The sequence below is a fragment of the Ereboglobus sp. PH5-5 genome (genome assembly GCF_029504805.1).
Classification (GTDB): Bacteria; Verrucomicrobiota; Verrucomicrobiia; order Opitutales; family Opitutaceae; genus Ereboglobus.
Window position 1 is genome coordinate 105,002 of sequence record NZ_JAQFIT010000005.1, and the last position, 21,118, is coordinate 126,119.

A 21,118-nucleotide genomic window follows, 5' to 3' on the forward strand; every position below is an offset into this window, starting at 1 on the left:
GGCTCCGCGCATCCTGTTAACCCCCTCGCAAAATCATTCTCTCAATCAGCCTTAACCGCTCACCGCTTGCCCGCGTAAACCAACTCCGCGGAAACAAAATAATGGTCGCTCGGATAGCGCCGGACGCCATCGACGAGGCGGCTGTCCTTGCTGATTTCGGCGGCGACGGGCTTGAGGAACTTGTTGATGAGAATGTGATCGATCTTCACCCGCTTCTTCTCGCCTTCAGTTCCGCGAAAACCATGGAAGGTCGCGCCCGGCTCGGCGGGGCCGTGCACAACCGCGTAACTGTCAGCCCAGCCTGCCGCCGTGGTTTTTTTCATGGGGCCGGAATTCATGCCGCAATTAAAGTCAGCCGTCATAAACGCGGCCGTGCCGGGCGGGAGAGTCTTCGCAAAATCAAGCATCACATCCATCTGCAACATGCGGACGGAATCGGAGTCGTGCTGCAGGTGCGCGTTGATAACGCACAGCTGTTTCCCGGTGACTTTGTCCTTCAGCAACACCCAGTTTGCCACGCGGCGCGTGCCGCCTTCGAATATGGAATTCTCAACATCCGGCGTGGGTGAGAGCCAGAAACCGCCCTCGTTCATTTTTTTGAAACGCTTCGTCGAATACATGATGGGGTTTATGGGCTGCTTCGAGCGGTAAATGGTGTTGGAAAGCGTGAAGCCGGGCATGGCTTTCATCAGGTAATCGGTGATGGCCGCGCGATTTTCCTGAATGCAATAAATGTCCGCGTTTTGGGCCATGATGGCATCGCGGCAGATGTCCTTCCTTTGGTCCCAGCCGTTGCCTGTTTTGTAGTCATCCTTCATCATTTGCCGCACATTGGCGGTGACGACCCTGAAGCCGTCGGTCGTCCGCCTCTTGCGAAGCGCGAATTCGCCGGAAGCCTGCGCCCAAATCGATCCCGAAAGTATCGAGAAAGTCAGTGCGATTGCGATTATGAGGGGGCATTTTTTTTGGTTTGTCATGATATTAAGGGAATTGTTTCGAAGCGAAGGCTGAGGTTGCCTGGGGCGGTTTGCCAGATGGAGGCTTTGGCCCGCTCACTTTATCCTCACATTCACCGTGAAGGTTTTCACCGGCGGCCTGTCTTTTTGGGCGGCGTGTCGATAGATAAACTCGAGCGGCTGCTCGCCGATGTGGATTGTGCGCATCAGATAGGTGAACTTGCCCGGCTTGCCCGCTTCGGACGGGTTGGAATACCGTCCCTCAATCAGCGCCATTCCCGCCACATCCGGGGGCAGCGGACGCAACTCCCACATGTAGCCCGCGGCCATGTCGCCGGGCATCTCGATCACGAGCACATCGCCCAAAACGATGGTCGCATCCTTGGAGGGCTCGTCATTTTTCTGCACAACACTCACCTGGTGCGGCATGCGCGCGGATTTCGAGCATCCGCCCGGCGCGAGAGCGGCGGCGGCAATGGAAATTATCAAAGTCAGTTTTTTCATCGAAATAGTTTTGAAGCGGGTGCGGGCGATTATTTTCGCCGGTCGAGCATCGAAGTGATCAGGTCGCGCAGGAAAGTTGTGTCGCCGGGCAACTGCGCGAGCGCGGCGAGCGCGGCCTGCGTGTGCGTTTCGGCGTGGCGGCGCGCGCCTTCGATTCCATAAAGGCGCACGTAGGTCGTCTTGCCCGACTTCGCGTCCTTGCCAACGGTCTTGCCAAGCGTGGCGCTGTCGGCCGTCGAATCGAGAATGTCGTCAACAACCTGAAACGCGTGCCCAAGCTCGCGCCCGAGTTCGCGAAGCGCGTCAAGCTCGCTTTCGGAAAGCAGGCCGCCGCACATGCCGCCCATGACAAGCGACGCGCGAATCATCGCCGCGGTTTTGTTGAGATGGATGTATTCGAGCTGCTCGCCGGTGGCGTCGACTTTTTTCTCGGCAAGCAAATCCTCCATTTGTCCGCCGATGAGCTGCTCGCTGCCCGCGGCGGCGGCAAGCTCGCGCACGAGCGCGCGCGACAACTCGGCGTCGGCGGAGTAGTGCGTCGCCAGGAGCAAAAACGCGTGCGTGAGCAGCGCGTCGCCCGCGAGCAACGCCGTGGCCTCGTCATAGTGTTTGTGCGCGGTGGGGCGCCCCCTGCGCATGTCGTCGTTGTCCATGCACGGCAGGTCGTCGTGAAGCAGCGAATACGTGTGAATGCACTCGACGGCAACCGCCGCGGCAGCCGGATCGTGGAGCGGATTGCCGCGCAGATCGGCCGCGGCAAGGAGCAGCACGGGGCGCAGCCGCTTGCCGCCCGCCTGCATGCCGTAGCGCATGGCCTCGTGCAAACGCGACGGGCGCGCCGCGGCGGCGGGCAGGAGCCCGTCAATTGCCTGCTCGACGCGGGCGATGTGGGTGTTGAGCTTTGTTGTGAAATCCATGGGGCGATATCCGGTTCTTGCAGTTTGCGTTATCGTGTCAAAACAGATCCCGCAATGCCGGCACTCCGGCAAATTTGCAAACGCCTATTCACACGATTCGCCTCGACACGCGAATTTTCACGCAAAAAACATTTTTGCGCCCCTCTCAAACACTCGGCTCGCATGTCGCAAAAAAATTACTATGAGAGGAGGTTTTTTATGCCAACCTACGATTACGTCTGCCCGAAATGCGGCTTCGAATTTGAAGCCTTCCAGTCGATGAGCGACAAGCCGCTCACCAAGTGCCCGTCGTGCAAAAAAACGGGCGTCAAGCGGCTTATCGGCCCCGGCGCCGGTTTTGTCTTCAAAGGAACGGGATTCTACGAGACCGACTTCAAAACAAAAAAAGGCAAGCCGCCCGTCGAGTCCGCGCCCAAGCAGACAAAGGCGTGCGACAGCTGCGCCTGCAAAAACGCCGGCAAATCAAAATAACGCGTGCCCTCGCCCTCCCCCCGCCCCTCCCGCCTCTGGCCTGACGTCATCCTTGCCGCCGTCGCATTAATCGCGGGCGGCGCGCTCGCCTGCGCCTGCCTGGTTTTCAAGCCGGTCACGATCATTCCGGGCGATTCGTCCCCGCCGCAAAACACACGCGAGGTTTATTACGCCCAAGGTTCGCGGGATCGCGCCAAGGGCGCGTCGTGGATTCGCAAACGCGCCGCGCTTCTCGCCGCCGCGCCGGGCGTGATCACATTGAGCGAGGACGAGCTCAACACCTGGTTCGCCGCGAGCTCGCGCGCACGACAAGCCCGCCGCTCCGGAACGACCGCGCCCGCCCCTCAACTCGACTTCCGCATCGGCGACAATCTGCTGCAAGTGGCCGCCCCCGTCATCGTGCAAACGCCCGCCGGCAAACGAACGGTGCTCATGCGGATGCGCGGCAACTTTGAGCGCGTCGCGGCCAATCCCGACACCGGCTTGCCCAGCGTGATCATGTATGCGCCGCGCGAGGCCCACGCCGGCTCGCTGCCGCTGCACCGCATTCCCGGCGCGACCGCGTGGCTCATTTCAAAAGTGCTCCAATCCCAAACACCTCCCGGCGAGGCGCTCGCCGCTTGGAGAAAAATCGAGCGCGTCACAATCACCGGACGCGAATTGCGCATCATTATTTCAAACACGAACGAATAAAATTGCTGACAGCCGGGGATTGACGCCAGAAAGTGCGCCTGCAGAAAAACCTTTCGACATGCGTTTGCTCAAATTACTCGCCGCCCTTTTGATCCTAGCCACGCCCGCCGCGCTCCACGCGCAACGCGAAAAGCTGCCGCCCGCCGATCTCGAATACGTTGAGAAAACCTGGCCGGACGCCCAAATCACCTCCACGGGCATGCGCACAATCGTCATGCAAACCGGCACTGGTGAAAAAGCCGAGCGCGGCGACCGTGTCAGCGTTCTCTACAAAGGCATGCTGCTCAACGGAACTGTTTTCGACCAGACGCGCAGCGCCGATCACCCGTTCACATTCCGTGTCGGCCGCGGCGAGGTCATCGAAGGCTGGGAGGAAGGCATCCCGATGATGCGCGTCGGGGAAAAACGCCTCCTTATCATCCCCTTTGAACTCGGCTACGGCACGCGCGGCGACCCCCCGAAAATTCCGCGCCGCTCGACCCTGGTTTTTGAGGTTGAATTGGTGAAAGTTGTGAAACCCGATCCGGAAACCCAGATCGAGAAGACCCCGATTGCGCCGCGCGCGAAAAAGAAGGACACCGGTCCCGTGACCAACGTCCCACCGGTCAAAAACTGACGCAAGCGCGCTTGCGCGCCGAAAGACGCCGCCGGTGAAAAGTTCGCGTTTTGTCAGCCATGCCGAAGCGCGCGAGGGGAGTTGCGCGCGGAGAAAACAAAACTCGATTCATTTCGCCATCGCCTGTTTTATTCAGGCGTTTCCTTTCGCCATTCGCACAAGGAACCATCCGTTTTCCGATGCCTGATTTCACCAACATCAAACATTCAACCGACGCCGCCAGACCAATGGGCGCCGACACCTCCTCGCTGCTTTCCGCCAGCTCCGGAATAATCGCCCCGGCATCAGGCTCTCGCGAACCGCTCTTCAACTGGCTCACGCAACGCGCCGCCGGCGTGCTCATGCACCCGACCTCGTTGCCGGGCGCGCAAGGCATCGGCGTTCTCAGCGACGACGCCATCGACCCGTGGCTCGCGTTTTTGGGCGACGCCGGATTTCGCTACTGGCAGGTTTGCCCGCTCGGCCCGACCGGTTACGGCGATTCACCTTACCAGTGTTTCTCCGCCTTCGCCGGCAACCCGTATCTCATCGACCTGCAAGTCCTGCAAAAACACGGGCTCCTCGAAAGCCCCGACATCGCGCCGCTCACCGCCCTGCCCCGCGACCATGTCGATTTCGGCTGGCTCTACGCCGCCAAATGGAAGGCGCTGCACCGCGCCTACGAAAACTTCAGCGACAAAACGAGCATCACACACGCAGCCGCAACCACCCTTCCCTACGGTGATTACGACGAATTTCTGAAAAAGCACGCCGACTGGCTCGAACCCTACGCGCTCTTCCAAGCGCTCAAGGAGCATCACAATCCGCTCCCGTGGTGGAGCTGGCCGGAGGAAATCCGTTTTTATGACAAAGCGCGCGCCGCCGCCCTGCCGCGGGACGTTTTAACCCGTGCCAAGGCCCACGCGTTTTTCCAATACCTCTTCCACGGCCAATGGGCCCGCGTGCGCGCCAAGGCCGCGCGCCTCGGCATCGAAATCATCGGCGACGCGCCCATCTTTGTCGCCCGCGATAGCGCCGACGTCTGGGCAAATCCCGAACTCTTTCAAATCGACGAAAACACGGGCGAACCGCTCGCCGTCGCCGGAGTGCCGCCCGATTATTTTTCCGCCGACGGACAACTCTGGGGCAACCCGCTCTACGCCTGGGAAAAACACGCTGCCACCGGTTACGCATGGTGGATTCGCCGCCTCGCGGTGAACTTCGAGCTGTGCGATGTCCTGCGCCTCGATCACTTTCGCGGCTTCGACACCTACTGGTCGATCCCCGCCGACGCGCCGACCGCCAAGACCGGCGAATGGCAGCAGGGTCCCGGCCTTGCCCTTTTCGAAAAAGTCCGCGCCGCCCTGCCCCGCGCCAAAATCATCGCCGAGGATCTCGGCGAGCTTATGCCCTCGGTCATCGAGTTGCGCGACGCCACCGGGCTTCCCGGCATGGTCATTCTGCAATTCGCCTTCGGCGGCCAAGCCGACAACCTCTACCTGCCGCACAACCATCATCACAACAGCGTCGTTTATCCCGGCACGCACGACAACGACACGACGCTCGGTTGGTATCGCGCCGCCGACAACGAATCCGCCGCCGATCACGTGCGCCGCTACCTCCGCGTCAACGGCAGCGAAATCGGTTGGGATTTCGTGCGCTCCGCCTACGCCTCCGTGAGCAACCTCGCCGTCATCCCGCTGCAAGACCTCATGAGCCTTGGCGGCGAGGCGCGTTTTAACACACCCGGTGTCGCCGCCGGCAACTGGCAGTGGCGTTATACCGCGCAACAACTGGAAACACTGCACAGGGAAAGCGCGGGGTATTTGAAATCAATCGGCGAGCTCTACGGACGCTGACTGAAACGAGTTTCAGACAATTATAATAAATGCCCGCGCAAACACAGCATTTTGAAAAAAGCGATCCTGTAGGGGCGCACCTTGCGTGCGCTCTCGCGCCCGCCCGCGTTGTGGATACGCACGCAAACCGTCTTTCTCATACGAGGGCGCACGCAAGGTGCGCCCCTACAAAACGCATATCCTATTTTCTCATATTAAATTGTATTATATGTGCGTTCCTGCATGCGAATTTGGTCGTCGAACCCCATTACGCCATGACGGAGGAAAATGTTACTGTGGGATGCTCTCACCAAAAAATTGTCGTCACAGGCTATTATAAATTTATAAAAATTCAAAAGAAACAAAAACCTGCCCAGTATGGACAATCGCGATCAGACACGCATTTTGAAATAAAACTCCCCGTTCCTGTTCCCAAAAGTATAAAAACAGCGGAAGGACTGATCGAGCTAATAAACCCGGTGCTGAAATACAACGACAAGGAATACCGCCCTAAATATGAAGGCAACGGGGCCACCATCATAACCAATGTCGAGTTGTTTCCGAATGCATACTGCGCCCTCTTTCGCTTTAGTATTCCAGATAAAATTTTAAAGCAAGAGGCGGTGTTTTCAATTTACTATAATCAACCGGTTATAGAAATTGATGGAAAGCCTCACGCAAGTTACATTCCATTTATTCCCTATGCCGGAGAAGTGAAATTGGACGAAAATGCGTTTGTCATCACGTTTGAGGCGCGGACTGGCGTAACATTGCAATTGCGCGATCCGGCGACGCACAAAGTCATTCGAAAAAAAGCGGATCAAGTTTCACTCAAAGCCGAAAACGGCAAAATTATTTACGTGGAAATTATTCCATCAAGTGACTCTTCTGCGGTATCAAAATGATCGAAGTCCGAAATCTCACGCGAGTCTTTCGCACCTATAAAAAGCGGCCCGGCTTTCTGGGCGGCATTTACGGGTTGTTTAAACGCGACTTCGAGGAGATCGCCGCCGCAAAAGATGTTTCGTTTGACATTTCAGAGGGCGAGTTTGTCGGATTCCTCGGACCCAACGGCGCCGGAAAAACCACGACGCTCAAAATGCTTTCGGGCCTCATTTTTCCGACAAGCGGCTCGGCGCGCGTCGCCGGTTTTGATCCCACGCGGCGCGAGTCCGCCTACAGGCGCATCTTCGCGCTCGTGCTCGGGCAGAAAAACCAGCTCTGGTGGGACTTGCCCGCCATCGAGTCGTTCCAGCTCCTGCGCCACATCTACGGCCTGCCCGCCGACAGCTTCAAAAGCACGCTCGATGAGCTCGTCGAACGGCTCGACGTCGGCCACAAGCTCAACGTCATGGTGCGCGAACTCTCGCTCGGCGAACGCATGAAAATGGAGCTCATCGCCGCCCTGCTCCACCGCCCGCGCGTCCTTTTTCTCGACGAGCCCACCATCGGGCTCGATGTCGTTTCGCAAAAAGCCGTCCGCCAGTTTTTGCGCGAATACAACCGCCGGCACAATGTCACCATCCTGCTGACGAGCCACTACATGGCCGACATCCAGGAACTCTGCGACCGCGTGATCGTGATTCATCGCGGCACAAAAATCTACGACGGCGCGCTCGACCGCCTTGAGGCCGGTTCCGGCGCCCGCGGCAAAATCATAAAATTCCTCCCCCAGCCCGGCGCGTTTCCCGAAAACTGGACATCGCGCCACGGACAGGCCGTGCGCGACAAGGACGGACACATCACGCTCAGCGTTCCCGCCGCGGACATTGTCGCCGTTTCGCAGGAAATTCTTTCCGCCGGCAGTGTCGCGGACATCACCATTGAGGACGTCCCGCTTGAGGACGTGATCGCCGAGCTTTTTACTTCGCAGTAACACAATTTGCGAGATGGTTTTGTTTTTTAACGGGTAGGGCGTGCTCGCCGAGCGCACTGAGAACTACGGGCGGTGCGGGCTTTGGGGTATTTCGAAAATCGAAAATTTCCCCGGCAAACCCTGTCACGCGCGCATTCGCCTGCGTCGCGCCAAGGCCGTGTGATTACAAAAAAATCCAAAGTTTGTAATTACCTTCCCATTGACGGTATTTGCGGCCGGTCGCTTTTTACAGGCATCCCACCACCTGAAAAACCTCCTCAAACCGTGTTCACCTATTTCCTCAACACGCAATTTCCTCAATCACCACTTAGGGCTGCCACACGATGGAACTTCCCGACAGGGAAGCGGGTGGATGCGGCCCTTGCAGGGGGGCCGGCGGGCGGCTCCCCTGCAGAATTTTTCGCAAACACAAGTCATTTACAACTCAATGACATAAACAAATCTCGACGACCTCGATTCAGCTCCTTAAATATGTGCGCAACCTAGGGGCGTGTTTTCCCAATAGTCTTTTGCAGAGCGCCTTAAATCCACCCTTCCATCCATCATTATGAGCGACGACGATAAATCACTCGAAGACCTCCTCGCCGAACTCGGCGATTCCGGCGACGATTCCGCATCCTCCTCCGCATCGGACGACACTTCACTCGACGATCTCCTAAAAAGTCTCGGCGGCGACGACACGCCTTCCGCCGACTCCGGCGACAGCGAATCGAGCGACGACGACCTCGACAGCCTTCTCGCCGGACTCGGCGGTGATGACGATTCATCGTCGTCGTCCTCCTCCGACAGCGACAGCTCGTCCGGCGGCGACTCCGATCTCGACAGCTTGCTCGCGGGTCTCGGTGGCGATGACGATTCGTCCGCATCGTCATCCGATGATTCGTCTGATTCTTCATCCGATGATTCTTCATTCGATGATTCGTCTGATTCTTCGGATGAGGATTCTCCCGCGCCCGCCGCTCCGCCGCGCGAAGCACCGAAAGCCTCCACCGGCTCCGGCGTGAAACCTTCGCTCTCGGCCACTCTCGGCGTCCGTTCCGCGCCGAAGGCGCACCCAGGCTCGAAGCAGCCGCTCGTCATCGCGCTGATCGGCGATTTCACAGGACGCGTCAGCCGCGGCGTTGTCGAGCCGCTCGCCGACCGCAAGGGCTACCTCGTCGATCTCGATTCGCACGACGAGCTCTACGAAAAACTTTCCCCGACCCTCACCATCGAGGACCCCGGCGCGCCCGGCACCAAGGTCGAGCTCACGTTCAACGAACTCGACGATTTCCACCCCGACCAGTTCTACAAAAAATTCCCCGGCATCCAGAATCTCCGCACGCTGCGTCCGCAGCTTCTCTCGTCCGCCTCGCTCGCGAAGGCCGCCGCGCAACTCCAGAAACTCCTCGGCACGCCGCTCCCGAAAGCCCCGCGCCGCAGCTCCGGCGCGCGTCCCGGCGAGACCACCGAGCAAACGCTCGAACGCCTTCTCAAGAAAAAGCCCGCCGCCAAAAAAGGCGCGGCTCCGGCGGCAAAGGCGTCCACGGCCACGCAGGCGGTCGAGGCGCTCATCAAGCAGGCCGTCGCCGACAACGTCGTCAAGAACCCCACCGCGCACCAGCAACAACTCGTCGCCGCGCTCGACGCCGCGTGCGCCGTGCGCCTCCGCGCCATTCTCTCGAATCCGCGCTTCCAGGCGCTTGAATCCGCGTGGCGCTCGATCGACATGCTCGTGCGCCTTTTCGACGACGGCGACCGCATCAAACTTCTCGTCTACGATGTCTCGAAGGAGGAAATCGCCTTCGACCTCACCAAGAACGGCGACAACCCGACCGAGACCGAGCTCCACAAAATGATCCGCGACACCATCGCGGAAAACCAGTGGATGGCCGCGTTTTGCATGCACACCTTCGGCGATTCGCCCGACGATCTCGCGCGCACCAAAAAACTCGCAGCGGTCTTCGCCGCGAACCAGACGCCAATCATCGCCGCGGGGCATCCCTTCGCGCTCGGTTGCGCCAGTTTCGCCACGCAACCCGATCCCGACGACTGGACAAAAACAAAGGACACCGACATCGGCGCCGCGCTCAAGGCCCTCCGCGAAAGCCCGGACGCCGCCTACCTCGCGCTCGCCATGCCGCGCGTCCTCATGCGCCTGCCCTACGGCAAGACGACCGATCCCATCGCGCCCTTCCCCTTCGAGGAAATCGAGTCGCCCGACCAGCACGAGCAATATCTCTGGGCGAGCCCCGCGGTGCTTGTTGCCCGCATGTATCTTGAGCGCTTCAAGCAAAAGGGCTGGGGCATGGACCTCGACGCGGGCGAAACGCTCGGCGACATTCCCGTTTTCCACTTTAAGGAAAAAGGCGAGTCGAAGATGATGCCCTGCGCCGAGGCGTGGCTCACCGAGCGCGCCGCCGTCGCCGTGTCGAACGCCGGTTTCATACCGATCCTCTCGATCAAGAACTCCGACTCCATCCGCCTCGGACGCATCAACTCCATCTCCGTTGACAACGCGCCCCTGGCGCTCCGCGTGCCGAAAAACTGAACCACCGACCTGCATCGACTTGTGCCGACTTGAGTCGTTTTAAGTCGGCACATGGCGCGACAGCGCCCAATCCAAAATCCGCATTCCAAAATCCAAAATCGCCACATGGGCTTTTTCTCATCACTCGCCGACAATCTTCTCGGGGCCGCCACCATCCCGTGCGTGTGCCCCGTGAAGATGCTCGACCAGTTGAAAAAACTCATCCCTCTCCTGCCCGAGCTCCCCGAAATCCCCATCCCAAAACTCGACCCGCTCACGCCCCTCACCATGGCCGGCCCCTCGGCGGCAAACAACTTCATCCGCTCGAAACTCAACATCATAAACAAAATGCGCGTGCCCCAGGCGATCGCGCGCCTGCCGTTCGACCACATGAAGATCGGCCGGATGGAAAGCGTAACGCCAGTCATCCGCGTCATTAAGCAGGCCACCGGTGCAAACATTGAAGACCCCGCGCTCGAAGCAAGAATGCAGGGCTCGCTCCTCGGCCTTGCGAAAATACCGCTCGCCGTTCCCACGCTGGCCACGATGCCGCCTCCTCCGCAGCCGATCATGCAAAAAGTCTCCGCCGTCGTCACGCAAATGCGCATGGCAAAGGCGATGCTTTCGCTCAAACTCACTCCGCTCGACCCCGCCGCGCTCGCCAAGATCCAGGTCATTACGAAGACTGTCGCAACCATCCCGCCCCTGCCCCTCGAGCAACTCAAACCACTCGCGCCGCTCGCCACTGTCGCGCGCCTGGCCAAGGCGATGAATGTTGACCTGAAAAAACCTGGCGCCGTCCTCAAAATCGCCAACAAGCTCAAAATCCTCGCCAAGCTCCCGCCCGAGCCGCCCGCGCCCGCCATGGCCGCGCTTCCCGCAATGATGCAGGTGCTCAGCATCGCGCAAACCAACACTAACGTCGCCAGCTATTTCAAACTCGACCTCGCGAAACTCACACCGCCCAACTTCATCGCCAAAGTCGGCGTGCCACTGCAGCCCCTTGTCGAGTTTGGTGAACAAATCGCCGACTCACTCACCCCCGAGCAGACCGCCAACGCCCAAAGCTGGGCGGCCGCCTCGCAATTTTTCCCCGCGCTCAGGTTAATGGAAACAGTCGATCTCGGGAACCTCGATCTCACGCCACTCGGCGACGTGCCGCCGCTGCCCAATTTCGGCCCGATTGCCTCCGCCTTCGCGCTTGGCGAGGTCGCGAAATCCGCCGGCAAAAAAGCCGGCTCCAAAAAATGTCCGCAATGCCCGCTCGGGTGAAAAACCTGAAAGCCTGTTCCGAGCGATATCGACAATCCGCCAAATCTGAAGGCCGAAAAAAAACAACCACTTTTAAAATCACCACCCAACCACCAACCAATCTTCAGCCTTCAGGCTTTCAGGACTTCAGTCCTTTTCAATGAACATGATCTCACAATTCTGCCGCAACCTGATCGCCCGAACCACATTCGAGGTCGCCGTCGCCATCATCATTTTGGCGAACTGCTTTTTCATAGGCCTGAACACCTATCAATTGCAGGCAAACGACACCATTCACAGGATTCAAAACATCATACTCGTTTTGTTCACCATCGAGTTTGTCATCCGCTTTTTCGCGCGCACGAGCCTCAAGGAATTCGTCACCTCCGGCTGGAACATTTTCGACTTCTCGCTGCTCGTCATCAACTACATCCCCGAGACGGCGTTCGACAACGGCCTCACGTTGCTCGCGTTGCGCGTGCTGCGTGTTTTCCGGGTGCTCCGCCTGCTTCGCCTTTCCGCCGAAATCCGCCTCATCGTCAGCGTGCTCCTGCGTTCGCTCCGCTCGCTGCTCTGCAACGCCGTCGTGTTTTTTGCGTTCATGTATCTGTTCGCCATCCTGGGCATCTCCATGTTCCGCCTGCCCGAACCCGCGACCCTGCCCCCGGAAAAAGCCGCCGCCTACGCGCAACTCGTCGAAGTCGCGCCGCCCACGCCATCCTGTTCGCCCGACCCCTACGGCACGCTCGGCGAATCCATGTTCACCCTCTTCCGCCTCCTCACCGGCGAAGACTGGACCGACATCCGCTACAACCTCGTCAAGGCCTCCGAATACGGCATCATCCATGTCAGCCCCCCCGTCGTGACCGGCTTCCACGTCCTCTGGTATGTCCTCGCTGCATTCCTTCTGCTCAACCTCTTCGTCGGCGCCGTCCTCACCAACTACCAAACCATCCTGGAGCAAACCAAACAGAAGAAAAAAGAAACCACCGCGCGCTGATTTTCTTAATTCACATTTTAAAACACGACCGCACACTCACCTCTCACCAACGCGACCTTCAGCCCCTCAGTCCTTCAGACCTTCAGCCTTTTTTCCAACCATGCCATTCGCCGCACGACTCACAGACATGCACACCTGCCCGATGGTGACACCCGGCGTGCCGCCCGTCCCGCACGTCGGCGGCCCCATCACCGGCCCCGGATGCCCCACGGTCATGATCGGCAAAATGCCCGCCGCCACCGTGGGCAACATGTGCACCTGCACCGGCCCCCCGGACAGCATCATCAAAGGCTCCGCAACAGTCATGATCGGCAAAATGCCCGCCGCGCGCATGGGCGACAACACCGCCCACGGCGGAGTCATCACGCTTGGCTGTCCCACCGTGAACATCGGCGGCTGACAGCCGCGCCACGCACCAAACCCTGAACCTCAGCCATTCAGCCTTTCAGTCCTTCAGCCCTTTCCCTCATGCTCCCTCCCAACCACGTTTTTGTTCCCATCGACGCCGCGAGCGCCGGGCAGCCGTTGCGCGTCTGCATCGTCGTCAACCAAAACCCACCCCCAAGCACGACCACGCCCTCCTGCCCCTTCGTGCTCCTGCGCTCCACGCTCGACGCCCGCGTCTACCTCGGCGCCGTCCTCGACGCCACCGGCCGGCACCGCGAATGGCTTGAAATCTGGATACAAACCGTCGCGCCCCTCGCCGCCGCCGAATACAAAACCATCGCCGGCAACGATCCCCTCACCAACGCCATGCTCGACGCCCGCTGGGATGTGATGACGCGCACCTTCATCGAGGCCGACCCCGCCGCGTGCATCCAAACCGGCTTCGAGCAACAACACCCCCGCCCCGCCTGCATCGACCTCGACGCCCTCGCCCCCTGGCATCCCGCCACGCCCGAGAACCAACCCTACACTCTCGCCACCGACGACGCCGAACTCCTCGCCGCCGGGCTCCCCGCCTTTTCCAGCACCACCGCCCGCCACTGGCGCGCCACCGCCCCCGACGGCAAACCGCAATTCATCCCCGCGCCCCTCACATCCGAGCAACTGAACACCCACAGCGCCAAACTCCACGCACTCCCCCAAAAACTACATCCCCTAAACCCCGAAAGCGGTTTAACATTTCTCCGACGCCTCGCCCCGATCGCGCTCGACGACTACGCCGCCTTCCTCGGCGGACGCCCCTGGAAAGGCAACGCCAGCGCGCGCGAAACCTATCCGCTCGACGCCCCGCTCCGCGCCCTCTCCGATTGGGACGCCGCCCAGCAACACGGCCTCCACCTCTTCTCCACCGCCGGTGGCCGCTGCGGGCGCTTCATCGAATCGCTCCACCTCAAACTCTCGCTCCTTCACCAGGCGCTTCACCACGCCCGCGCCGCCATCAAGCAACGCCAGCTCCCCTACCTCAACCTCTCCGCCGACTCCTTCCGCGTCGCGCTCGACGCGCCCGACACCACGCTCCCCGCGCTCTGGACCGCGCGCCTCGTCCCCGTCCGCGCCGGCCAGTCCATGGCGCTCCCCATCAAGACGGCCGATGTCCGCTACTTCATCGCCCTCGAACAACCCTCCGCCTCCGTCTATCGCCCCGCGCACATGACGCAGTCCATTCGCGGCTTTGGCGACGTGCGCATCCGCCGCGTTTACACCGACACCGGCGACCGCATCTGCGTCGAAGGCACGCTCGTCACGCCCGACCGCGTCGGCCACTCCGCGTCCGACATCCTCTGGCTCCGCCTCCCGCTCCCCAACATCGCGCCCGACCTCTTCGCCCGCCTCGACACCGCCGAGGGACTCGCCGCCGGCGAAGCCCGTTTCCGCACCATCCCCCAGGACCTCCCGCCCGAAATCAACGAAATGCTCCGCAACACCGAAGGCGCCGTGTTTCCCGACACGCCCTTCGAGACGATTCCCCTCCTCAGCGCGCCCGCCGACCTCTACTCGCTCGCCGTGCTCGGCGCGCTCCTCCTCCTCGTCAACTCCGGCAACACGCTCGGCGTCGCCACCGACGACCTCATCGGCTACGCCCGCAAGCTCGGCCAGGAAGCCACCAAACCCGCCGCGCCCGACACCGTGCTCGAACCCTTCGCCGCGCGCGCCGTCCAAGTCGCCGAGGCCGACCCGCGCATCCGCGCCGCGCTCGGCCCGCACCGCCTCGCCTACGACGGCGTCACCGCCGAGGACGCCGCCGACTGGGTGCCGCCCGACCTCTGGTGGCACATCATCGGCACACTCGCCCGCCTCATCCCCGGCGCCGGCCCCGACAGCTATTGCAAAGACTACGGCGACGCCTCGCCCTTCAACCTGGAAAAAGCCCTCGACGCCCCCCTGCGCGACCTCGGCAACCTCCTCCTCCGCACCCGCGGCCTCATCATCAGCGACTGGACCAGCAACCGCGAAGTCGCCCGCGTCATCAGAAAAATCCCCACGACTTAAGTCGACTTGAATCGATTTAAGTCGAACAACCATTCCGCATTTCCACCACATCCATCAATGAATACCAAAAGCATCCTATCCATCATCGCGGCGCTCACCGCGCTCTTCATCGCCGGTTGCGGCAGCACGCCGAAACCCGTTGCCCACGAGATAAAAATCACCGTGGACAAATCGCTCGAAAACACCTCGATGCAAATCGACATCATCGGCGCAAACGCCGTCTCCGACCTTCCCAAGTGGCAGTCGTATTCGGTCACCGACTACTGGCAGCCCGGCAACGCCACCCGTCGTGACACCGACCGCATCACGCTCGACTACGGCCGCGGCAAACCCGCCGCGCAAACCGTCCCCTCGACCGACGCCAAATGGAAACGCTGGCTCGACCAGGGCGCGAGCAACGTCGTCATCATCGCCGACCTCCCCGGCATCGCCGCCGACCGTGGCGGAGCCGCCGACCCGCGCCGCCTCATCCTCTCCCTCGACGCCAAGGCGTGGAAGAAGGACAAAAAAGCCCCCCTCGAAATCCTCGTTCAGGAAAGCGGCCTCCGCGTCCTCACCCCGCCGGCCACGGAAAAGAAAGGCTTCAAGCTCTTCTAATAAATTTTCGATTTTCGATTCTCGATTTTGGATTGGGAGCTACCGCTCCATCTTCGCGTCTCGGAGCGGTAGCTCCCCAATCCGCCCTATCGGTCTTATCCGTCCTATTCTCTGATGCCCCCCGGCAAAACCATCAACGGCTACACGCTTGGTGCTGAAATCTCCAGCACCGCGAGCGCCACCGTGCATTTTGCCGCCTCCTCCGGAGTCCCTGACAAACCCCAGGGGCTCGCCTTCAAAACCTACGCCACCGACCAGCCGCCCGGCCCCCGCCGCGCCGCGCTCTTCACCGCCTTCCAGTCCGCAATCGAGGCGCAACAAGCCGCGCACGCCAAGGCCCCCGGACGCTGGGTCGCCGTCCGCGCCACCGGCCTCGTCAAGGCGCCCCCGAAAATCCGCGGCATCGACAACCCCGCCGTCACCGCCGCCTACCTCGTCACCGATTATTATCCGCGCACGCTCGCCCGCATCATCGACGCGCGCCTCGAACTCGACCTGCGCGCCATCCACGCCTTCACACGCGGCGTGATCGACGCCCTCGTCGCGCTCGACGCCGCCGCGGGCCGCCCCCACGGCGCGCTCACCGCCGGAAACATTTTCATCGGCGGCAACGGCCCGCTTCGCAAATCCCCCGTCCTCCTCACCGAACCCGCGCCCCTCTCCGGCGTCACCACGCAGCAAGCCCGCGTCGCCGACAACCGCGCGCTCGGCACGCTCATCGCCACGCTCATCCGCCGCCGCCAGCACACCGGCTGGCCCATCGAGGACGGCCCCGAGTGGACCTCCCTCGGCAAACACAAACGCGCCTGGCTCGACTTCTGCAACTACCTCCTCGACCCGCACCCCGCGCCCGACACCGCCACGCTCGACGAACTGCAACGCCGCTTCGCCAAGCTCGGCGGACGCGGCATGCGCACCCGCACCAAAATCCTCATCCCCGTCGCCGCGCTCCTCGTCCTCTCGTCCCCCTTCGCCGCGCTGCGCTTCGCCCCCTTCGAAAAAATTCCCGAGTCCCTGCAAGAATTCGCAATCAAACTCGGCAACCTCCCGCCCGACGTCGAGGAAGTCCCGCCCGAGTTCGCCCAACTCTGCGACATCTGGTATGACTGGTTCGGCTCCCTCTGCGCCGAAGCCGGCAACGCCAGAAACGCCCCCCGATGGGGCGCCGACACCTGGCTCCGCGAAAACGTCCTCGTCCACATCACCCCCGAAGCCCGCGCCGCGCTCGACCCGCGCGTCCTCACCGAGGACAACCGCAACCTCGAAAACCTCCGCGCCAACCCGCCCGAATCCGCCAAGCGAGGCCTCGTCGTCCGCCGCGTCAAGCAAGCCCACGCCACGCTCGAAAAACTCGCCGCCAGCTTCGTCGAGTGGCCCGGCGCGAACACCCTCGCGCAAACCGCGGAACGCTTTGAAAAACTCGGCCTCGCCGCCGCCGCCGAAGAGCTCCGCGCGCCCGAGTTCACCAACCTCCCCTCCATCAACTCCGGACGCCTCCCCGCCAACATCACCCGCCGCCTCAACACCCTCGAAACCGCCGCCGCCGCCGAGCGCGCCTGGGCCGCCACCGCCCAAAAACTCGACACCCTCGACGCAACCAACGACCCCGTCCTCAAAGGCCTGCGCCCGCGCGAAATCACCGCCGCAGCCGCCGCGCCGCTCGCCGAACTCCCCGCCAAACTCGCCGAAACCGCCCCCGCGCTCGACACCCGCGTCGCCTTCGTCCGCGGCGATTGGGCCGGCGGCATCGGCCAAAAACGCTGGCTTGCCGAAAGCTTTGTGCGCAACCACACCGGCCCCGCAACCGACGAAACCCTCGCCCGCTGGGACGCCGAAATCCGCGACTACTACATCGTCACGCCCGACGAGGACCCGCGCCGCGCGCCCGCGCTCGACACCGCCGTCACCGCCGCGGCCACCGCCCTTCGCAACCTGACCAACGAGGAAGCCAGCCTCGGCGGCGGCACCGAAGTTTCCGCGCCGCTCACCCGCGAGCAAACCGCGCTCACCGCCGACCTCAACGCCTTGCGCGCCGAGCAAGTCCTCAAAAAAGACATCCCCGTCGCGCGCGAAAAAACCGCGACCCTGCAAAACCGCTACACCGCGCTCGCCGCGCAAATCGCCATCGCGCTCGACGAACTCCACCCCAACCCCGTCGAATGGCTCGCCCGCGTGCGTGCCGCCAACGTCGGCCCCAGCGCCGTCCTCAACGCCGAGTGGGCGCGCCGTCGCGACGCGCTCCTCACCGACATCACCGCCGACCGCCTCGCCGCCAACGAAAACGCCTTCCGCGACCTCCGCACCCGCGTTCGCCAAACCCGCGAATTCCTCTCCGGCCTCGACGGCCCCCAAGTCGCCGGCGGCGTGAAACCGCCCGATCTGGTTAAAACGGATTCTGCGATCACCGCCCAAACAAACGCGGCCGATGCGGCGCAAAAAGAAGAGCTGTTCACAAAGCTGCTCGCCGAAACACAATGGACGGCAAACGGCACACCCGCCCAAACGCTTGCCGAATTTGCCGCCACAACCGCCGTTCGCGGCAACACGGAAACCCTCGCTGCATGGCGCGAGGCGGCGACCAAACTCGCCCACGAACTCCAGGACCTCCAATCCGCGCTAAACCAAGGTTACGCATGGAATGAAAAAATCGGCGCGACCGACCAAACCCTCGGCGACAACTTTGCGCGCGCCTCGGCAAATGTCGCGGCCACCGCGGTAACCGCCGAGGGCAGCCCCTCGAAAATATTCGCGGAGTGCAGGCTGATTCAATCCCTCCAAACCGAAACCGACCGCGCCACGCTTGCGCAAACCGCGGCATCGCCCGCCTCGCTCAGCGTCCCCCTCTCGGCATGGCGGCGCCTTGACGCGCTTCCCGACTGGCCGGTGAGCGTTGAGGAACTCGACACTGAAATAACCTTGGAAAAAGGCCTGGTTGAGCACATCGAAAAATCACCGGCCTTCTCGACACCGCCCGGCGATTCCGCAACGGATGAAAAACAAAAGGCGGAAGCGCTCCTGGCCGAACTAAAAGCCAAACGCCTCGCGCTCATCACCGCCGCCGCGCCCAAACGCTGGCGTCGCGGCTACGCGCAAATCCCCGTCGAGCACACGCCCGACGTCATCGCGCGCATGGACGCCTTTGGCGTCAAACCCGATGACCTCACCGGCCTCGACCGCTTCGACTACCTCCTCGCGCAAGCCAAGCAAACCCGCTGGGCGCGCCTCACCGAAACCGACGCCCGCGACCAGCGAAACACATTTGTCACCAACGCCCGCGCCATTCCCGAAGTCACCGCGCGCGCCGAACTCTCCGCCTTTGTTGGCGAGGCGCAAAACATCAATCTCGAACCCACCGGCGAAAAAACAACGCCCGCCGACATCGGCCCCGGACGCATCGGCTGGGCGGGCGAGTTTTCCGACGACATGCGCGCCGCCACCTACCGCTGGACCGACCTGCGCGGCAACGCGCACATCCAGAAATACCTCCTCGTCGAACCCGAGGCCGGCGTTCCATTCTTCCTGTCCACGACGTCGGTATCCGTTGGCGAGTTCATCGCGCTCATCGAAGGCCGCCCCGAGGGCCGCGCCGTGATCGACGCCATGCCCGCGTGGATCGGCGACGTCTCCGGCGGCATCGACACCGACTTCCGCCCCGGCCCGCAACCCTGGCGCGTGCTCGCCCAGCGCCGCACCACCGCCACGCGCCTCAACGACTCGCGCATGTCGCTCAACACCCGCTGGCAGGCGTTCCTCGACCCGCGCTGGCCCGAACCCTACTACGCGCCCGGCATCACGCCTCCCTCGCCGCCGACCCCCAACGCACCGATGCAAAACCTCCCGCCCGCCGCCGCCCGTGTATTCACGGAACGGATACTCGGTGCGCGCCTCCCCACCACCGAGGAATGGTCCGGCATCGTCGAGCTCTTCGCCAAAAAACTCGCGCGCCCCGACGCCCCCGGCGCAAACTTCACCGACGCCACCTGGCTCGCCCAGCGCGACCACCTCGTGAAAAACGGCGCGCTCTTCGAGTTCCCCTGGCCCGACTCCGGCGCCTACGCGCCGCCCGGCGCGCCCTCCCCGACCGTGCAAACCCATTCCACGGCCCCGGCCTACGCCCCGGAGCAAAACGACGGCGCGCTCTGGTTCTCCGACGTCAACGCCGCCTCCGCGCAAAACGAAACCGGCTTCGCGCACCTCTTCGGCAACGTGGCGATCCTGCTTCACGATCCCCTCGCCGCCGCGGGCGGCGCTTATTCCGTGGCCGGCGGCTCCGCCATTTCGCCCGCCACCATCGACCCGAAAAAAACCTACCCGCTCCCCGCCGAAAGCGAAGGCTACGCCGACGTCGGCATCCGCCCCGCCTTCGACGCCTCCAAATCCATGATCATCCGCGGCCAGCTCATGATGCTCCTCCGCAAACAACCCTACGTTCGCCAACAACAATAGAACCGACTTAAATCGACTTAAATCGAATTACGTCGCCGCCAACCTCCCGCCATTTTTTATGACAACACCCACCTCCACCGCCCCCTCAAACTCGCAGCCCCTCACCGACGCGCCCGCCTGGGCCGCCGCCGCCGCCACGCGCCTGCGCTACCTGCAAGCCAACTTCGCCGACGATCCCGCCGAGAGCCGCGAGGCGTTCCTCGAGGACGAACTCAAAAAACTCCTCGACCCCGTTCCGCTCGGCAAACGCCAGCTCTACCTCGACACGCTCGCGGAAAAGTTCCCCACATGGGAATCGCTCTCCTCCGCGCCCGCCGTCGCCACCAAGGCCGCCAGCGAGGAACGCACCCCCGACGAAGTCTGGGCGCTCTTCCTCAAAACGCTGCCGAAGTTTTCCCTTGAGCAACGCGAAACGATCAAGGCCCGCCTCGCCGACGCCGGCTTCGTGCGCGTCTCCGGCGACTCGATCGACGGCAGCTCCACCGCCGACATCGTGGACAAGCTGAAAATCCCGCCCTCCGACAAAATCGACGGCTCGCGCCTCGGCAAACTCTACGCCGCGCTCGCCGAGTTCGCCATCATGACCGACCAGCTCGCGTGGAACGTCTGGAAAGGCCTCTCGCCGAAATCCACCATCCGCCGCGACGGCTCCGCCGGCGATCTGCGCACCGCGCTCCGCCGCTCCACGACCGGCGACCCCGAGGTTTCCGCCGCGCAAATCGCCGGCCAGCTTGAAAAAAACCGCCAGCTCATCGCCGGCCTCATCGCCGCCATCGGCCCCGCGGGCAAGAACTTCACGCGCCGCTTCCAGTCGCGCTACTCGCCCGAGGCCATCCGCGACATGGTCAAGCTCGAAGGCGCCTCCGTCTTCGGCAACGCCGACGCCCGCAACTGGAAAAAATACACCGAACTCGCCCAGGAAATCAGCGAGGACACCATCCAAACCGACATGATGGACGCCGTCGCCAAATACGCCGAGGAACTTATGAAAGGACAAAACCGGTAGTAGAATTTTCGATTTTCGATTCT

General features: G+C 62.2%; 17 protein-coding genes. 14 read left to right on the forward strand and 3 right to left on the reverse strand.

Annotated features, from left to right (window positions below):
- Positions 1 to 59: 59 nt before the first annotated feature.
- The 3 genes from M2103_RS04530 to M2103_RS04540 form a co-directional block, all read right to left on the reverse strand.
- Complete coding sequence (locus M2103_RS04530) at positions 60 to 977, reverse strand: endonuclease/exonuclease/phosphatase family protein (RefSeq protein WP_277509022.1); 918 nt, start codon at positions 975 to 977, stop codon at positions 60 to 62.
- A 75-nt stretch (positions 978 to 1,052) separates the two neighbouring features.
- The gene (locus M2103_RS04535) at positions 1,053 to 1,460 is read right to left on the reverse strand and encodes a protease inhibitor I42 family protein (RefSeq protein ID WP_277509023.1); all 408 of its coding nucleotides are present in this window, start codon (positions 1,458 to 1,460) and stop codon (positions 1,053 to 1,055) included.
- A gap of 29 nt (positions 1,461 to 1,489) precedes the next feature.
- Positions 1,490 to 2,377, reverse strand: a complete 888-nt coding sequence (locus M2103_RS04540; protein WP_277509025.1) for a polyprenyl synthetase family protein — start codon at positions 2,375 to 2,377, stop codon at positions 1,490 to 1,492.
- A gap of 198 nt (positions 2,378 to 2,575) precedes the next feature.
- On the opposite strand from M2103_RS04540, the gene M2103_RS04545 reads away from it, so the two are divergent.
- The 14 genes from M2103_RS04545 (at position 2,576) to M2103_RS04610 (ending at position 21,095) form a co-directional block, all read left to right on the forward strand.
- Positions 2,576 to 2,848 carry a zinc ribbon domain-containing protein gene (locus tag M2103_RS04545; RefSeq protein ID WP_277509026.1) on the forward strand — a complete coding sequence of 91 codons (273 nt, stop codon included), beginning with the start codon at positions 2,576 to 2,578 and terminating at the stop codon, positions 2,846 to 2,848.
- A gap of 3 nt (positions 2,849 to 2,851) precedes the next feature.
- Positions 2,852 to 3,541 (forward strand): hypothetical protein, encoded by a 690-nt coding sequence (locus tag M2103_RS04550; protein ID WP_277509027.1) that lies wholly within the window; start codon positions 2,852 to 2,854, stop codon positions 3,539 to 3,541.
- A gap of 58 nt (positions 3,542 to 3,599) precedes the next feature.
- Entirely contained in the window at positions 3,600 to 4,157 is a 558-nt protein-coding gene (locus tag M2103_RS04555; RefSeq protein ID WP_277509028.1) for an FKBP-type peptidyl-prolyl cis-trans isomerase, read from the forward strand.
- 179 nt (positions 4,158 to 4,336) lie between these two features.
- Entirely contained in the window at positions 4,337 to 5,995 is a 1,659-nt protein-coding gene (malQ, locus tag M2103_RS04560) for a 4-alpha-glucanotransferase (RefSeq protein ID WP_277509029.1), read from the forward strand.
- A 254-nt stretch (positions 5,996 to 6,249) separates the two neighbouring features.
- On the forward strand, positions 6,250 to 6,879 hold the full coding sequence (locus tag M2103_RS04565) for a hypothetical protein (RefSeq protein ID WP_277509030.1): 630 nt from the start codon (positions 6,250 to 6,252) through the stop codon (positions 6,877 to 6,879).
- Positions 6,876 to 7,850, forward strand: a complete 975-nt coding sequence (locus M2103_RS04570) for an ABC transporter ATP-binding protein (protein ID WP_277509031.1) — start codon at positions 6,876 to 6,878, stop codon at positions 7,848 to 7,850. The genes M2103_RS04565 and M2103_RS04570 overlap by 4 nt, the downstream gene beginning before the upstream one ends.
- Positions 7,851 to 8,397: 547 nt before the next feature.
- Positions 8,398 to 10,380 (forward strand): type VI secretion system contractile sheath large subunit, encoded by a 1,983-nt coding sequence (locus M2103_RS04575; protein WP_277509032.1) that lies wholly within the window; start codon positions 8,398 to 8,400, stop codon positions 10,378 to 10,380.
- Between the two features lie 105 nt (positions 10,381 to 10,485).
- On the forward strand, positions 10,486 to 11,631 hold the full coding sequence (locus M2103_RS04580) for a hypothetical protein (RefSeq protein WP_277509034.1): 1,146 nt from the start codon (positions 10,486 to 10,488) through the stop codon (positions 11,629 to 11,631).
- Between the two features lie 145 nt (positions 11,632 to 11,776).
- Positions 11,777 to 12,610, forward strand: a complete 834-nt coding sequence (locus M2103_RS04585) for an ion transporter (protein ID WP_277509035.1) — start codon at positions 11,777 to 11,779, stop codon at positions 12,608 to 12,610.
- A 100-nt stretch (positions 12,611 to 12,710) separates the two neighbouring features.
- Positions 12,711 to 13,010, forward strand: a complete 300-nt coding sequence (locus M2103_RS04590) for a PAAR domain-containing protein (RefSeq protein WP_277509036.1) — start codon at positions 12,711 to 12,713, stop codon at positions 13,008 to 13,010.
- 68 nt (positions 13,011 to 13,078) lie between these two features.
- Positions 13,079 to 15,046: a hypothetical protein gene (locus M2103_RS04595; protein WP_277509039.1), complete on the forward strand. Its 1,968-nt coding sequence runs from the start codon at positions 13,079 to 13,081 to the stop codon at positions 15,044 to 15,046.
- A gap of 57 nt (positions 15,047 to 15,103) precedes the next feature.
- Complete coding sequence (locus tag M2103_RS04600) at positions 15,104 to 15,643, forward strand: hypothetical protein (RefSeq protein WP_277509040.1); 540 nt, start codon at positions 15,104 to 15,106, stop codon at positions 15,641 to 15,643.
- Positions 15,644 to 15,757: 114 nt separating this feature from the next.
- A complete protein-coding gene (locus M2103_RS04605; RefSeq protein ID WP_277509042.1) occupies positions 15,758 to 20,089 on the forward strand; it encodes a hypothetical protein in 4,332 nt (1,443 codons plus the stop codon).
- Positions 20,090 to 20,147: 58 nt separating this feature from the next.
- Positions 20,148 to 21,095, forward strand: coding sequence for a hypothetical protein (locus M2103_RS04610; RefSeq protein WP_277509045.1), 948 nt, complete (start codon positions 20,148 to 20,150; stop codon positions 21,093 to 21,095).
- The last annotated feature ends 23 nt before the right edge of the window (positions 21,096 to 21,118 follow it).